General features: G+C 54.4%; 13 protein-coding genes. 9 read left to right on the top strand and 4 right to left on the bottom strand.

The genetic code is table 11. The annotated features are described in order from the left end of the window. The first annotated feature begins 35 nt into the window (after positions 1-35). Positions 36-1,247 (top strand): MFS transporter, encoded by a 1,212-nt coding sequence (locus tag A6013_RS11150; RefSeq protein ID WP_069733058.1) that lies wholly within the window; start codon positions 36-38, stop codon positions 1,245-1,247. Here the strand turns inward: A6013_RS11150 and mtfA are convergent. After that, positions 1,244-2,041 (bottom strand): DgsA anti-repressor MtfA, encoded by a 798-nt coding sequence (gene mtfA / locus A6013_RS11145; protein ID WP_045260370.1) that lies wholly within the window; start codon positions 2,039-2,041, stop codon positions 1,244-1,246. The genes A6013_RS11150 and mtfA overlap by 4 nt on opposite strands. A 189-nt stretch (positions 2,042-2,230) precedes the next feature. On the opposite strand from mtfA, the gene A6013_RS25205 reads away from it, so the two are divergent. The 3 genes from A6013_RS25205 to A6013_RS11135 all read left to right on the top strand — a co-directional run bounded on the left by A6013_RS25205 (position 2,231) and on the right by A6013_RS11135 (position 4,893). Next, the gene (locus tag A6013_RS25205; RefSeq protein WP_072001212.1) at positions 2,231-2,377 is read left to right on the top strand and encodes a DUF2256 domain-containing protein; all 147 of its coding nucleotides are present in this window, start codon (positions 2,231-2,233) and stop codon (positions 2,375-2,377) included. Beyond that, positions 2,374-3,903 carry a cryptochrome/photolyase family protein gene (locus tag A6013_RS11140; RefSeq protein ID WP_069733057.1) on the top strand — a complete coding sequence of 510 codons (1,530 nt, stop codon included), beginning with the start codon at positions 2,374-2,376 and terminating at the stop codon, positions 3,901-3,903. Before A6013_RS25205 ends, A6013_RS11140 begins: the two co-directional genes overlap by 4 nt. A gap of 90 nt (positions 3,904-3,993) precedes the next feature. Continuing rightward, the gene (locus tag A6013_RS11135; protein WP_047367860.1) at positions 3,994-4,893 is read left to right on the top strand and encodes a LysR family transcriptional regulator; all 900 of its coding nucleotides are present in this window, start codon (positions 3,994-3,996) and stop codon (positions 4,891-4,893) included. Here the strand turns inward: A6013_RS11135 and A6013_RS11130 are convergent. From A6013_RS11130 to A6013_RS11120, 3 genes are all read right to left on the bottom strand, one after another. Continuing rightward, positions 4,868-5,656 (bottom strand): substrate-binding domain-containing protein, encoded by a 789-nt coding sequence (locus A6013_RS11130; RefSeq protein WP_069733056.1) that lies wholly within the window; start codon positions 5,654-5,656, stop codon positions 4,868-4,870. The genes A6013_RS11135 and A6013_RS11130 overlap by 26 nt on opposite strands. Next, positions 5,653-6,966, bottom strand: a complete 1,314-nt coding sequence (locus A6013_RS11125; RefSeq protein WP_045260367.1) for an MFS transporter — start codon at positions 6,964-6,966, stop codon at positions 5,653-5,655. The genes A6013_RS11130 and A6013_RS11125 overlap by 4 nt, the downstream gene beginning before the upstream one ends. Positions 6,967-7,175: 209 nt before the next feature. Further along, complete coding sequence (locus A6013_RS11120; RefSeq protein ID WP_082131804.1) at positions 7,176-7,871, bottom strand: EAL domain-containing protein; 696 nt, start codon at positions 7,869-7,871, stop codon at positions 7,176-7,178. A 962-nt stretch (positions 7,872-8,833) separates the two neighbouring features. Between A6013_RS11120 and A6013_RS11115 the strand changes: the two genes are divergently transcribed. The 5 genes from A6013_RS11115 (at position 8,834) to stbD (ending at position 15,361) form a co-directional block, all read left to right on the top strand. Then, positions 8,834-9,652: a winged helix-turn-helix domain-containing protein gene (locus A6013_RS11115; protein ID WP_157859378.1), complete on the top strand. Its 819-nt coding sequence runs from the start codon at positions 8,834-8,836 to the stop codon at positions 9,650-9,652. Positions 9,653-10,070: 418 nt separating this feature from the next. Beyond that, positions 10,071-10,607 carry a fimbrial protein gene (locus A6013_RS11110; RefSeq protein WP_047367856.1) on the top strand — a complete coding sequence of 179 codons (537 nt, stop codon included), beginning with the start codon at positions 10,071-10,073 and terminating at the stop codon, positions 10,605-10,607. A gap of 120 nt (positions 10,608-10,727) precedes the next feature. Beyond that, a complete protein-coding gene (locus tag A6013_RS11105) occupies positions 10,728-11,489 on the top strand; it encodes a fimbria/pilus periplasmic chaperone (protein WP_049136347.1) in 762 nt (253 codons plus the stop codon). Continuing rightward, positions 11,473-14,028: a fimbrial outer membrane usher protein gene (locus tag A6013_RS11100; protein ID WP_370738832.1), complete on the top strand. Its 2,556-nt coding sequence runs from the start codon at positions 11,473-11,475 to the stop codon at positions 14,026-14,028. Before A6013_RS11105 ends, A6013_RS11100 begins: the two co-directional genes overlap by 17 nt. A gap of 1 nt (position 14,029) precedes the next feature. Further along, positions 14,030-15,361 carry a fimbrial usher protein StbD gene (gene stbD, locus A6013_RS11095; RefSeq protein WP_063154969.1) on the top strand — a complete coding sequence of 444 codons (1,332 nt, stop codon included), beginning with the start codon at positions 14,030-14,032 and terminating at the stop codon, positions 15,359-15,361. Positions 15,362-15,363 lie beyond the last annotated feature (2 nt).

Here is a 15,363-nt window from a genome sequence, read left to right as displayed (position 1 = left end):
TTCCACACATTTATTGACACTATGTTCACATTCTCATGCGCGCTGATTCTGAAACGTTGACCGAAAATATCACCTCCAAAGCCAACTGGCCCCTGGCGCTCTGCGCGGGCCTGCTGGGCATCGGGCAAAACGGTTTGCTGGTCATGCTTCCGCAGCTGGTGACCCTGACCGGACTTTCACTCTCGGTCTGGGCCGGGCTGCTGATGTTCGGCTCCATGCTTTTTTTACCCGCGTCCCCCTGGTGGGGACGCCAGAGCGAGCGCCGCGGCTGTAAGGTCGTTATGGTGGCCTCCCTCAGCGGCTATCTCGCCAGCTTTGGCGTCATGGCGCTGGTGGTCTGGGCGATGGCGGCAGGGAGGCTGGAAAGCACCTGGGGGCTGGCGGGGCTGATCCTCTCGCGTCTGCTATATGGCCTGACGGTGTCGGGCATGGTGCCTGCCGCGCAGACGTGGGCCATTCAGCGTGCGGGCCTGGATAAACGCATGGCGGCGCTGGCAACCATCAGTTCCGGCCTCAGCTGCGGCCGCCTGCTGGGGCCTCCGCTGGCGGCGCTGATGCTCAGCGTTAACCCGGTCGCGCCGCTCTGGCTGATGGCGATCGCGCCGTTAATCGCTCTGCTGCTGGTGCTGCGCGAGGTGGCGGATCCGCCGCTGCCGCCGGTGGCACACCAGGCGACCCGTCTGCAGATGTCCATGCTGCCGTTCCTGCTGCTGGCGATGCTGCTGGCGGCGCTGGTGAGCCTGATGCAGCTCGGCCTGTCACCGCACCTCAGCCCCTTGCTGGACGGCAACGCCCGGGATATCAGCCATCATGTTGCGCTCCTGCTGAGCCTGGCCGCGCTGGCTACGCTCGCGGCGCAGTTCCTGGTGGTTCGTCCGCAGCATTTCAGCCCGCTGACCCTGCTTTGCATGGCGGCGGTGCTGATGGTGGCTGGGCTGGCGCTAATGTGTATCGCCGAACTGGCGCTGTTCTATGTGGGGATTGCTATCACTTCGCTCGGCGCGGCAATGGCAACGCCGGGCTATCAGCTGCTGCTGAACGATCGCCTGACCACGGGGAAGGGGGCGGGCGCTATTGCGACCAGCCACACGCTGGGCTATGGCGTCAGCGCGCTGCTGGTGCCCGTTGTGACGCGCTTTTTCGGCGAACACTATTTAACCACGGCGGCCTTTGGCGTGGCGGCGCTGTTTTTAGCGCTGAGCATCGGGGTACGGTTAACCGAGCATACCCCTGTCGAAAAAAATTAATGGACGTGGTGGGATGAAGGGCCGCCAGCGCCCTCATTTTGCCGCAGGCGCTGGAGCGGATCCTGCTGATAAAACTGGCTGAAACGCTGCCACAGCGCCGGGAAACGGGGCGCGAAGAGTTCGGGGGCGCTGAAGAAGTACTCCGAGAGCACCGCAAAGCACTCGGCGGGGTCAGTTGCCGCATAGGCATCAATGCTGGCCGCGCTTTCGCCCACCAGATCGATCTCATCCTGGATGTTATCCATCGCTGCGTGCAGGTCGTGCTCCCATCCTGCGACTTCACGTAGCGGAATAAAAGGCACGCCGCTGGCGCGATCGCCGTTGCGGGTATCAAGCTTATGCGCCACCTCGTGAATAATCAGATTAAAGCCTGAGGCGTCGAACGAGTCCTGAATGTCGAGCCAGTTGAGGATAATTGGCCCCTGCTGCCAGCTTTGTCCGGACTGCACCACCCGCTGGTTGTGTACCAGCCCGATATCATCCTCCCACTCGTCATCGACGACGAACGGTGCAGGATAAATCAGCACTTCATGAAAACCGTCCAGCCACTCAATGCCGAGCTCCAGCACCGGCAGGCAGAAAAGCAGGGCGATGCGGGCGTTTTTCAGCGGATCAAGCTCGAACCCCTGCAGCGGTACCAGACGTTTTTGCTGCAAAAAACGATCCGCCATCTGAACCAGTTTCGATTGTTCATCCGGCTTAAGATTCGCCAGAACAGGGATCGCCAGCGCGTCATCCCACGGCAGCGCCATATCCCGGCCAGCCTCATTCGTTTTCCAGGGCCACTTAATCATCGCTTTGCTCGCAAACTCGTCACTTGAACACAAAGGGGAACGTTATCATTGCAACACTTACAGCCCGAATAAACTATCATTTCGTACGTAGCGGTGGGTAGCGCTTTGCAGGCATCACCTTCATTTTGTGACGTCTGTCGTAGCCTTTATCCGCAGGTGGGGTGAATAAATCAGTACGGTATTGAAAAGATGAGCGATTTCAAAGGCAACAAGCAGGACCTGCCCAGTCGGCTGTGTGTGCACTGCCAGCGGCCCATGACGTGGCGCAAAAAATGGGCGAAATGCTGGGATGAGGTCAAATACTGTTCCGAGCGTTGCCGCAGGAGCCACCGTTGACCGAGCTGCGCCTGATCCTGGGCGATCAGCTTAATCCGCATCACAGCTGGTTTGATACCCGCAACCCAAACGTCATTTACGTGATGCTGGAGCTGCGGGCGGAAACCGCATACGTGCTGCATCATGCCCAGAAAGTTATCGCTATCTTCGCCGCCATGCGGGCGTTTGCCTCAGCGTTGAAAGAGAAGGGGCATCGGGTAAGGTATGTCCGGCTCTCTGACGGTTCAAACCGCGGCGCGCTGGAAGACAATCTCAACGCGCTTGTTACGCATTACAGCGCCGGAAGGGTGTTGTGGCAGGAGCCCGACGAATGGCGTCTTGATAAGCAGCTGCAGGCGTGGGCGAAAACAGCGTCCGTCGAAACAGCCTGCGTCAGCAGCGAGCATTTTTTCACCCCCCGGGACGCGGTAAGCGCGTTTTTTGCGTCGCGTAAAAGCTGGCGAATGGAATACTTTTATCGGGAAATGCGCCGTCGGCACGGGATTCTCTTGACCTCTGAAGGCGAGCCGGAAGGGGGGAAATGGAATTATGATGCTGAAAACCGCAGGCGCTGGTCCGGCGAGCCGCCCGCACCGGGTGACTCGCGCCCCCGCCACGATCGTTCAGCCTTGTGGGCAGAGATCCAACGCTGCGGCGTAAAGACCTTCGGCGAACCGCAGGCCGACAATTTTCGCTGGCCGCTCAACCGTTCGGAAGCCAAAGCCAGTCTGGATGCGTTTATTTCTCACGTGCTCCCGCAGTTTGGAAACTGGCAGGATGCGATGCACGCGGAGGAACCTTTTCTTTTTCATTCGTTAATTTCTTTTGCGCTGAATACCAAAATGCTTAATCCCCGGGAAGTAGTGGCCGCCGCCCAGCAGACATGGCGTTCTGGCCACGCGCCGCTGCCTGCCGTTGAAGGGTTTATCCGACAAATTCTCGGCTGGCGGGAGTACGTGCGCGGGATCTACTGGTCGCAAATGCCGGGCTATCGCGAGCTGAATGCCCTGGAGCAGCACGCTCCGCTGCCGGACTGGTTCTGGACGGGCAAAACGCAGATGCGCTGCCTGGCGCATGCCGTTGGGCAATCGCTTACCGAGGCTTACGCCCACCATATCCAGCGCCTGATGGTGATCGGGAACTTTAGTCTGCTCAGCGGCCTGTCGCCGCAGGAGGTTCATGAGTGGTATCTGGGGGTCTATATTGATGCGTTTGAATGGGTGGAGCTGCCCAATACTCTCGGCATGAGCCAGTTTGGCGATGGCGGGTTACTGGCCAGTAAGCCCTATGTCTCAAGCGCATCCTACATTCATAAGATGAGTAATTACTGTCAGGGATGTCGGTACCAGCACAACCAGCGCACCGGAGAGCTGGCGTGCCCGTTCAATGCCCTCTACTGGGATTTCTTTGCGCGCAACCGGGCGCGCCTCGGTAACAATCCCCGCCTGGGCATTGTCTATAAACAGCTTGCGGATATGAAGGAAGAGGAACGGCAGGCGATTGCGGACCAGGCCGGGCGCATTCGCCTCAATCTCAACGACCTCTGACCTATTTCAACACCGCGCCGGTTGCGGAAGGTCAATAAGACGCTATTATTTTTGACTTTGTTGCTTTCCCTGACAGGACATCCAGACGCTATGCCCGTGAATTTCGACCTTAACGATCTCTATGCCTTCAGGGCGTTAGTGGAATACGGTAACTTCCGTGTCGCCGCTGAATCAATCTGCATATCCCAGTCGGCGCTGAGCCGCAGGATCGAAAAGCTGGAAGCCGCGCTGGGAACCAGGCTGTTTGACCGAACCACCCGCCGCGTCGCCCTGACGTTATACGGGCAAAACTTTGCTGAACGCTCAGCACAGCTGCTCGACAACGTAGAATCAATGCTGGCGGATGTCGATAAGGCCAGTGAAGAGCGGACGGGGCTGATTACGGTCGCCGCGGTACCTTCCGCCGCCTGTTACTTTATGCCTGATGTGATCCGTCGCTTTCAGTCCCGCTTTCCGCGCGTTCGCATTAAGCTCATCGACAGCAGCGCGGGGAATGTGATTGACGCCGTGGCCCGAAGCCAGGCGGATTTTGGCATCTGCTTTGCAGGAAACTTGCCGTCTGAAATTGAATTTTTCCCGCTGGTGGAGGATGTCTACGTTGTGGCGTGCAGAAAGGACCACCCGCTGGCGCAGAAGAGCCACCTGACCTGGCAGGCGTTTTACCAGCAGGACTATATCTCCCTCGACAAAACGTCGGGGAACCGCAACCTGCTGGATCGGATGCTGGGGGATATCATTCCCGAGCGCCCCAGCGTCTGCGAAACGCGCCACGTCACCACGATGCTCGGTATGGTAGAGGCGGGGATCGGCATTGCCGCCGTTCCCGCCATGTCGATGCCGACCTCAGAGCATACGCCGCTGACGCATCTGCCGCTGGTGGCGCCGGAAGTGAAACGTACCGTTGGGCTTATCCGGCGCCGGGGGCGCATCCAGTCTTATATCGCGGCTGAACTGGAAAAAGAGATCACCGAGCGGTATCGCCGGACGTAACGGGGATCATCCCCGTCTTCTCGATGACGGCGCGTGAGGGCGGTGAGGCGAGATAGGTCAGCAGCGCTTTCCCCTCCGCGGGATGCTCTGCGTGACGGGTGACCGCGCCTGCGAAGCGCGTGATGTACTGCAGATTATCCGGGATTTTACCGATAAAGGTGACGCCCTGAACCGGCAGCAGCTCGCTCACCTGCTGGAAGCCCACGGCGTATTTCCCTTTTGCCACTTCCGAAGCAACCGGAATGCGTTCGACCATCGTTGCTTTAGCCGCCGCCTCCTTTTCAATCCCCAGCTTTTTAAACAACGTCTGGCTGACATACCTGCCGCTGGCGCTGTCTGAGTAGGCGATGGAGCTGGCCTGAAGCAGCGCGTTACGTAGCGTCGCCTCGCTGCTGATATCAGGGACATCCGCCCCTTTTTTCACCACCATTCCGACGGGGGAGTCCGCAAGTTCGGTTCGCGAACCCGGCTGGGTCTGGCTGGTTTTTTCGAGCTTCGCCAGCGCATCGCCCACCATAATCACCACGTCGGCTTTCTCGCCGCGCGCGAGCCGGTTTGGGATCGCCTGCGGCGTAGCGCCCATTGACGGACCGGGAATAATCACGATGGTATCGCCGGTCTGGCGTTCATATTCCGGTGCCAGCTTTTCAAGGGCGGCTTTGAAACCGCCTGAAATCATCACTTTCACCTCCTGAGCGCAGGCATTGGCGCTCAGGAACGTCAGCATCAGCGCGGTGGCGGCATAACGAGAAGTGCGAGTCATGCGGCCTCCTGCGACTTAACGGTGTTTTGCACCGAAACCGCGCGACGACGGTAGAGGTAGAGGGTTGCCAGCAGGGCACACACCGCGGCGAAGCTCATCCAGTAGCCCGGCGAGGCTTTGTCACCGGTGTATTCAATCAGCGCGGTGGACATCACCGGGGTAAAGCCGCCGAAGATCGCCGTTGCGAGGCTGTAAGCCAGAGAGAACCCTGCCACGCGGACTTCAGCGGGCATAATTTCCGTCAGCGCTGGGATCATCGCACCGTTATACAGCCCGTACAGGAAGGAGAGCCACAGCAGGACGCTCAGCATCATGGAGAAGCTTGGCGCATCAGCCAGCAGCGTCAGGGCCGGATAGCTGCTGGCCAGCGCCAGCAGGGTCATGGCAATCAGCACCGGTTTACGCCCGAAGCGGTCCGACAGCGCGCCGCCCACCGGCAGCCAGATGAAGTTAGAGATCGCAACCAGCAGCGTGACCAGCAGGCTGTCCGAGGCGCTCAGCATTAGCACTTTTTTGCCGAAGGTTGGCGCGTAGACGGTGATCAGGTAGAACGCGGTGGTGGTCATCGCCACCATCAGCATGCCCGCGACCACCACCTGCCAGTTGCCAAGCAGCGTTTTAAAGACCTGACGCATCTCCAGATGATGGCGGCGTGCGCTGAACTCTTCCGTCTCCTCCAGCTTGCGGCGCAGGAAAAAGATAAACGGCACGATTAAACAGCCGAACAGGAACGGTATGCGCCAGCCCCATTCACGAATGGCGCTCTCTTCCATCAGCGCGTTCAGGGCAAAGCCCATCGCCGCGGCGACCATAATGGCAACCTGCTGGCTGCCGGACTGCCAGCTGGTATAGAACCCTTTGCGGCCCGGCGTGGCGATTTCAGCGAGATAGACCGAGACGCCTCCAAGCTCCGCACCGGCGGAAAAGCCCTGCAGCAGACGGCCCGTCAGTACCAGCAACGGTGCCCAAAGCCCGATGCTTTGATAGGACGGGATCAGCACGATCAGGAAGGTGCCTGCCGCCATGATGGAAAGCGTCACGATCAGCCCTTTGCGGCGACCGACCTTGTCAATATAAGCCCCCAGCACAATGGCCCCGACTGGACGCATCAAGAAGCCCGCGCCGAAGACCGCGAAGGTCATCATCAGCGACGCAAATTCACTGCTCGCCGGGAAGAACGTGTGGGCGATGTAGGTGGCGTAGAAGCCGAAAAGAAAGAAATCGAATTGTTCAAGAAAGTTGCCGGACGTCACGCGAAGTATCGCGCCCGCCTTAGAGCGTACGGTTGCAGGTGAGGTTGAGGAAAACATGGTTATCTCCAGTTTATTGTTGACGTTTTACGCGTCTGTTTCTGAAAACTGGATCAGTGAGGGAAAATTAATAAGCGCAAATTACACATAAGCTGATGCGTGACATGCATCAATCCTTCATGGTGTAGCTGGATGACTATAATTTACAATAAGTTAACATCTATTTAATTATATGGTTACGATAGGAGGGCGGCATTTTGCTATTACGGTTATGTGACATTGCGCATTTGTCTCTGGACGGTTTGAACCGACGGGGCCTGCACCGCATGGATTTTTTTCTCCGGCCAGTAAAATCCCTGCGCCAGATCGGCCCCCGCCAGCAATGCCGCTCTGACGTCTCGCTGACTCTCAACCCCTTCCGCAAGGACGAACGTTCCGAAACGTCGTGCTTCAGCGATCAGGTGCGCTAAACCCGCGCTATCGTTGCGATACTGCTGGAATGCAGCGCAGTCGAGTTTCACCCCATCGAATTCCAGCCCGCTATCGGCAAGCGTACTGCCATAGTCGCTGAGATAATCATCGAGCCAGACCTCCATACCGGCATGCCGAAGCCGCCGGAGATTTTTATCCAGTAATGCGAGCCTGGTCGCATCAAGACGGGCGATTGCCATTGGGTCCTGAAGCTCAACGACCCCCGGTAAAGGGCCTTGCAGAAGCGCCGCGGTCCCCTCTTCGCTGGCGAGAATGGCTGTGGTGAGGTTAACAAAGAGCTTTACGGTGATTTTTTGACTTTCAAGCATCCTGAGCTGCCACGTTCTCAACTGCAGGAGTTGGGCGGATGAGCACTGTTCAAACCACTCTGTAATATTGACCTCAGTGGGAGGCTCAGACAGCACTTCATATCCACAGAGTTGCCTCGTAGTGAGTGACATTATGGGCTGCAGTCGAATAGTAAAACGTTTCATGACGACGTGAGTGTGAGATTTTATAGGTGATTAATTCTATATCTCTCCCTTTATTTAATGGTGTTAATCTTTGTTAACAGTGTAAAAATAGTTTTTTATACTGGTCTGGATGCCTTTTATCGGCCTGTTTAATGTTTTTCTGCGTCTGTTTATCCCTTGTTCATCATTTGTTGTTTTTGAGTTAAGTTAGTCAGTCTGCTCAGTAGTGTAATTAAAAAAGTCCGAAAGAATTGTAAATATTTAACCGGCCATCAAAGTACAATTGCGCTATTTTTAATCGCCTTAATCACAGGAGCCAAAACGTCAGAACGGAAGATGATATTGTGGGTATACAGGCGATCTTTTCTTATATCCGACTGAATTTTCGACAGGTTTGTTGAGGCGAATGAGCGATGTGAGGTCTGAGCTGTATTTATGATGTGATTTTTAAGGATAAATCTCACCTAAATTTGATTTGGATCAATTTTAAACTGTATTTTCAGTTTTTTCTCACCTTAAAGATGATTCATGCGATGTATCAAAATAACCACCGCAATGTTTAACTTGTTGAATATTAATTAATTTTACTTTCAGGGTTATAGTGTTGAGTACACGTTCAGCGTTCAGATATGCCCCTTTCTTAATTTAATAATTCTGATTATTCCTGAATATTCCTGATTGCTGAAATAGAGTCGGGTAAGGCGATTAAAATTTATTAATATTTTTCAAGATTAAAATATTAAATTTTTGTTGTTTTTAGTAAATGATGCGATAACTTGTCTATGATACAGTACAAAATTCTGACTATGGGGCCTGCACTGTGTAATGTATCCTGGACTTCGCAAAAAAAATAAACTTAACAAGATGAAAATATTAAAAATGATCTGCGTCACGTGCCCAAGCGAGGTAACGCGTCAGGAGCCATTTCGCGCATGCCCGGAGGAAAACTTACTTAATAAGAGTTTATGCATATGAAATTTATAATGAATAAGCAGATAATATTTGACTCAGATATGAGTACACTGGGCCTCGAAGGTTCTCAGGATGAGTTGATTCAAATCTCAAACCCTACGAAGAGACTTTTATTGTTGCTTATTGCCCATAAGGGAGAGGCAATAAAAAGGGAAGTAATATTTAAGAAAGTCTGGGACGACTATGGCATGGTTTCCAGCAACAATAATCTTAACCAGTGCGTAAGCAAGTTACGTAAGATTATGAAGAATCTTGGCATGGATGAGGAGGTGATTGTCACCGTACCCAAAATAGGCTTTATGCTGCATCAGCACGTTGACATCGAAAAATGCTCAGAGCCGGTTGACGTCATCATGGGGGCCCCTTCAGAAACCGAAACCGCTTATATTGCCAACGGACGTTTACTAAAAGGCAAAACTGCCGAAAGCAGCGCGGGCGAAGTATCACGCTGGCGTACGATGAAAACAGGAATAGTAAATCAGCTGGTGCTTTTTTTCGCTGTTGTGGCGCTGGGCGGGGCAGCAGGATTCTGGGTTGCCAGTAAGCCCGTTGAACGTAATGAGATTTACATGGGAAATGCTGGCTCCTGTAAGGTCATGATGTCTGAACAGGCGCTGGACAGTATAACCAATCCTGACGTAAAGAAGGTCGTGATGGATTTAGCGGTAAAGCTTAACCCCGTCTGTAAGAGTAATGAGTATGTCCTGATCATCAAAAGCAGTACGTTCAAAACGTATTCTTCCAATCTCTCGCGTCTCTATTTTATGCGTTGCGGCATGTTGAGTGACGGCAAAGAGGAGATATGCTGGGGGTTATTGCCACCACGTTGAGCGCATTATCCTTTATTTTCCCGGTATTCGCCGGGAATTTAATCTTCCCTCCCGATCACCGGTTTAATTCTCCCAGAGAATCAACATCCTTTTCTCATTCAAAATCTTGAGAAAAGCATAATTTCTTTTTTTTCTCCCTCGCTGGCGCATAAGTAATCACTGCAATTATGACGCGACTGGCATAAAAAACTTAATCTCACATTAAATTACTTCATCTGTAGAATTATAATCTTAAGATTTGCGATTTAATGGTTAATTATTTTTGTAATAGGGATTTTCGTATAGATTTGTTCCTGCAGCTCATCGGGCAGGGTTTACGCGTTCGCCTTTATTTGGCGTTCAATTTCATATGACCGGTTTGTCTGTAAAAAAGGAAGTTTTCATTATCGGTTCAATTGATAAAACAGGAATAAGCGTTATGAACAAGAAAAATATTATTGCGTTAGTTCTGGGGGCGTCACTGGTCTCTGGTGGGGCTTTTGCTGCGTCTGACAACACCATCACCTTCCAGGGGGAGGTGACGGATGAAACCTGTTCAGTTGCCGTAAACGGTAACAGCGCCTCTCCGGTGGTGTTATTGCCAACGGTCAGCGCCTCCGATCTTGCCGCCAGCGGTGATACTGTGGGATCGGTCACGTTTGATATCGGGGTAAGCGGCTGCACGGGCAACGCCAGTGGGGAAACGAAAATCTCGACGGTGTTTGTCGGTAATCAGGTGACGTCTAACGGCAACCTTGGCAACACCGGCACCGCGAAGAACGTTGAAGTCCAGATCCTGGATACCGCCAATGCCGTTGTGAACCTGAGCAATGGCTTTACCGGTAATGGCGACCTCAAGCTGGCCGCGAACCAGACGGACGCCTCCGCTACCTATACCGCGCAGTATTACGCCAACGCAGCGGCGACGGCGGGTACGGTAGAGGCCACGCTGCAATATGCCGTTTCCTATCAGTAACAGGCCGCACTGGAACTAACGTGTGCACGTTTTGCAGGATGCAAACGTGCACATTCCACTCAGCGCATTGCAGTCAGGGTCTCGCCACACCAGGTTCATTCGACCCCGGAGTTGTTAATAATGATAAGCGCACATCTTCAGCGTATCGCTCAGTACCTGACTTATTTGATATGTGTACTGATGCTGGCAAACACCGCATCCGCAAGCGTCACGATACTGGGCAGCCGGATTATTTATCCTGCCGGGGCCTCGTCCGTTGACGTGCAGCTCAAGAATAATGATGACATTCCTTACGTGATTCAAACCTGGTTTGACGAAGGTAATGTTAACGCGACTCCGGCTGAGGGCGCGAAAATCCCTTTTCTGACGACCCCTCCCGTGTTTCGAATCCAGGCGAAAGCGGGACAAGTTATCCGCGTGACCCATACCGGCGCGCGCGATTTACCGCAGGATCGGGAATCCCTGTACTGGTTCAATGCGCTCCAGGTCCCACCCTCGAATCTCGAGAGTGAAAAAGGGCAGAACAGAATGCTGGTCATGCTACGTACCCGGGTAAAAGTGATTTACCGGCCAGCTGGCATTGGCTCCCCAAAAAATCAGCTGAACGGGCTGCGGGTCAACACCACTTTCGATGCGCAAAAGGGATATGGGATTTCCATAGAGAACCCGCAGCCGTGGTATGCGTCATTAACCCTCATTGAGGCTGAGGCGGGGGGGAAAAAGCATACCCTCACAGCTGATACGGTAGCGCCTTTCGATCGTCAAACGTTTTGGTTTAACAACTGGAAAACCAAAACCGTGGGAAACGGTACGGTCAGGGTATGGCTTGTTAACGATCAGGGAGCACGGATCAATGGGCACTACCCTGTCTCGTACCCCTGAGTTTCGTCGCAATCTGCTGGCGCTGTGTATCTCGTTGAGCTGCACGGGGCTGGTGGAGGCGAAAGAATATGTTTTTGACTCTTCACTGCTGCAGGGCTCGTCCTGGGGCATGGATCTGGAGCAGTTTAACCGGCATCAGGTCGCACCCGGACGTTATCTGGTGGATGTATACGTCAACAATACGCTGGTGAAAAGCGAAGAAAAGATCGTCTTCCGCGCTAAAGCAGATGGTCGCGATCCTGAACCTTGTCTGGGCAAATCGCTCATGCAGGCCGCAAAACTGAAAGCAGCAGACCGCGATGAGGGGACAGCGTGTCGCCTTTTGAGTGAGTGGGCTGAACATGCAACCTGGCTGTTTGACCAGGCCTCACTGCGCCTTCAGCTGGCTATTCCGATGACGGAACTCCAGCGTACGCCTCGCGGCTATATTCCGGTAAGTGAATGGGACGCGGGGATGGCGGCGATCTTTTTGCGGCATAACACCCGCTACACGTTCACGGAAAATACAGACACTCGCTACCGCTATCACTATTTGTGGAGCGGCATCAATGCCGGAACCAACCTTGGGCTGTGGCAGGTTCGACATCAGGGAAATCTGCGCTATGCGGACAGCAGCATAAGTGGAAGCGATTCGAGTTATAACGCGGTTCGAACCTGGGTACAGCGTCCCATCGAACCGATCGATAGCGTGCTGGCGCTGGGGGATAACTATACCGACAGCAGCCTCTTTGGCAGCCTCTCGTTCAATGGGGTGAAACTGGCAACCGATGAACGCATGTGGCCGCAGGGGAAGAGGGGCTATGCTCCGGAAGTCAGGGGCGTTGCATCCAGCAGCGCACACGTGGTGATTAAGCAGCTAAATAACGTCATTTATGAAACCAACGTTCCGCCTGGACCCTTCGTTATCAACGACTTATACAACACCCGCAGTCAGGGGGATCTTGAAGTTGAGGTCATTGAGGCCAGCGGAAAAACATCCCGTTTTACCGTGCCTTATTCCGCTGTGCCTGATTCCGTGCGTCCGGGCAACTGGCAATACGGCCTCTCATTCGGACGCGTTCGTCAGTACTACAGTATTGAAAACACCTTCCTGGAAGGCGTGTTACAGCGAGGGCTGAGCAATGAAGTCACCAGCAACCTCGGCCTGCGCGTGGCAAAGGACTACACGGCTTTTCTGGCAGGGGGCGTGCTGGCGACTGAAATCGGTGCAATTGGTCTGAATGCCACCTGGTCTGATGCCCTGGTTGAAAATGATGACCGGCAGCAGGGATGGCGTGCAGAAATCAGCTACAGCAAGACGTTTACGGCAGGCACTAACCTCGTGCTTGCCGCATACCGCTATTCGACGAGTGGTTATCGCGATCTGGAGGATGTGCTGGGCGTTCGCCGCCAGCAGAAAAGCGGTACGGAGTACTATTCAGATACCCTGCATCAGCGCAATCGACTGACGGCGACGGTCAGCCAGCCGATGGGAAGCTGGGGGGTACTTAATTTGAGTGCCAGCACGGCGGATTACTATAGCAATCAGTCGCGTATGACCCAGCTGCAGCTGGGCTACAGCAATCAGTGGCGACGAATTAGCTATGGGATGAACGTAGCCAGACAACGGACGAGCTGGGACTACGGACGCTTTTATACTAGTACTCGCGAGCCGGTTGATGACAGTTCGAAAGAGAAATACACCGAAAATACCGTCTCCTTCAACGTGTCGGTCCCCCTGGACTGGGGCAGCAACCTGGCGTCGGTGGCTTACAACTACAACCAGTCGCGCGCCAGTCGCTCCTCGACCGTATCGCTAACCGGCACGGCAGGGGACGGTCGTGACAGATCGTACTCCGTGTACGGCGGATATGAACGTTATCGGGATGGGAGCAGCGGTAACGCCACGACGTTTGGTGGAAACGTTCAGGAAAATACCCGCGTGGGGTCCGTACAGGCCAGCTATGACCAGGGGGATAACTACCGGCAGGCAGGGCTTGGTGCATCCGGAACACTGGTGCTACATCCGGGAGGATTAACGCTCGGGCCGTATACCAGCGACACGTTCGCACTGGTACACGCCGATGGTGCCCAGGGGGCGCGCGTGCAGAACGGACAGGGGGCGACTATTGACGCGTTTGGCTACGCCATTCTGCCGTCGCTTTCCCCTTACCGTAGCAACAACGTCAGCCTGGACTCGCGCACTATGATGGCGGATGCCGAACTGAAAGGTGGAAGTCAGCGCGTCGTGCCCTATGCGGGGGCAGTGGTCCGGGTGGACTTTGCCACGCTGAAAGGCAAAGCCGTTCTCATTACTCTCAGTACCCGTGACGGAGAACTACCGCCAATGGGGGCGGAGGTGCGGGATACCGAGGGAACATTGATTGGCATGGTGGGGCAGGGTGGCCAAATTTATGCCCGCGTCCCGGAAGCCTCCGGTGTGTTGCGCGTGAAATGGGGCAAAGAGCGCGACCAGCGCTGCCGTGTGCCGTATCAAATTACCGGGCGAAACGCAGAGCCGTTGGTTTACCTGAGCCAGATATGTGAAAAGGAAAATTAAAATGCAGGACAGGTTAAAACATTTTCTGGTGCTGGGGCTGTTTTTGCTGATAAGCCAGCCCGCGTGGGCAAACTGCATCAGGGTGACCAGCACGTCATCACTCTCCAGCATGGCCATCGCGGCAGGGTATACTGCCGCCGACTGGTCGGGTGCATGTGATACCTGCCATGGCAATATTGGGCTGCCGGCGGTAATCAGTATCAACAGCGGCACTAACTTTCAGCCGTCGGGAACGTTGCTTGCCAGCGCGGTGGGCAATTTTTTAACGGCAGCGACTAATAAAACCTATGCCAGTAATCAAATTCTGTTCCGCTGCGCCCTGTCTGACGCCGGAAGTTTATATGAAATGTATGCCACCAACGGCGATAATGCCTATACCGGCATGTATGCCTCCGCTGAAATTGAGGGTGCGTATTATGATGTCGCAAAAAACGTCGCGGTAAGAATGACCAATCTCAGCACTGGGGAATATTACAGCCGCTACTGGAAGCAAAGACAAATCACCTCGGCAGACTGGTATCAGGATGGAACCTATATTTACATTCCAGCCAGCGCATTCAGCAATGTGCTGTATGAAATGTATAAGATTTCATCCACCACCTATTATCTTAACGCCAGCAATTACTATAAAGATGCCTATACCCAACCGCGAGGCTATATAGCCTTTAAAGGCCCCGGGCTGGCATCAAATTCAATCGTGGTGGGCCAGGATAGCGCGATTTATTATTATGGCTGGTATACAAACTGGCCCGGCGCATGGAGTACCTACAATGCCGTGACCTACGTCCGTGGTGCACTATGTCAGGTTAAAGACTATCCCGCCGTTGTGCTTTTACCCACCGTCAGCTCCGCCGCGTTGCAGGCCGGAGGTACCAGTCAGGCTCCGTTCTCGGTCAGCCTCGAGTGCGAGTCAGGCGCGGTTTCCGGTACCGCCACGTCCACGGCCAGCAAGGCAAACGTGGCCATGGGCTTTTTAGTCAACCAGCCCGTTGCTGTCAGTGCTGCGCAAGGGCTGGGGCTGGTGACCAGCGGTGGGGGTCTAACCTGGCTACTGGATTCGCATTACGGTAACAGCGGCGTGGCTTCTGGCGTGGGTATAAAAATCCTTAACCGGAGTGGGACGGCAATCAATTTGTTACCCGACAGGAGCATAACCGGCACGGGAAACTCGCGCGGCTGGTATGCGTATCAGGATCTTACCAGCCTGACGTCGACGGGGGCGGTAAACACCTATACCGGTGATTTTACCGCATCATTAGAGGCCCTCAGTGGGCAAACTGTGACGCCAGGTACGGTTAATGCGCAATTACAAGTCGTTGTTAATTTCCAGTAGGC

It is taken from the genome of Enterobacter sp. IF2SW-B1 (assembly GCF_001743375.1).
GTDB lineage: Bacteria > Pseudomonadota > Gammaproteobacteria > Enterobacterales > Enterobacteriaceae > Enterobacter > Enterobacter bugandensis.
This window is presented reverse-complemented; position numbering and strand designations above follow the sequence as displayed.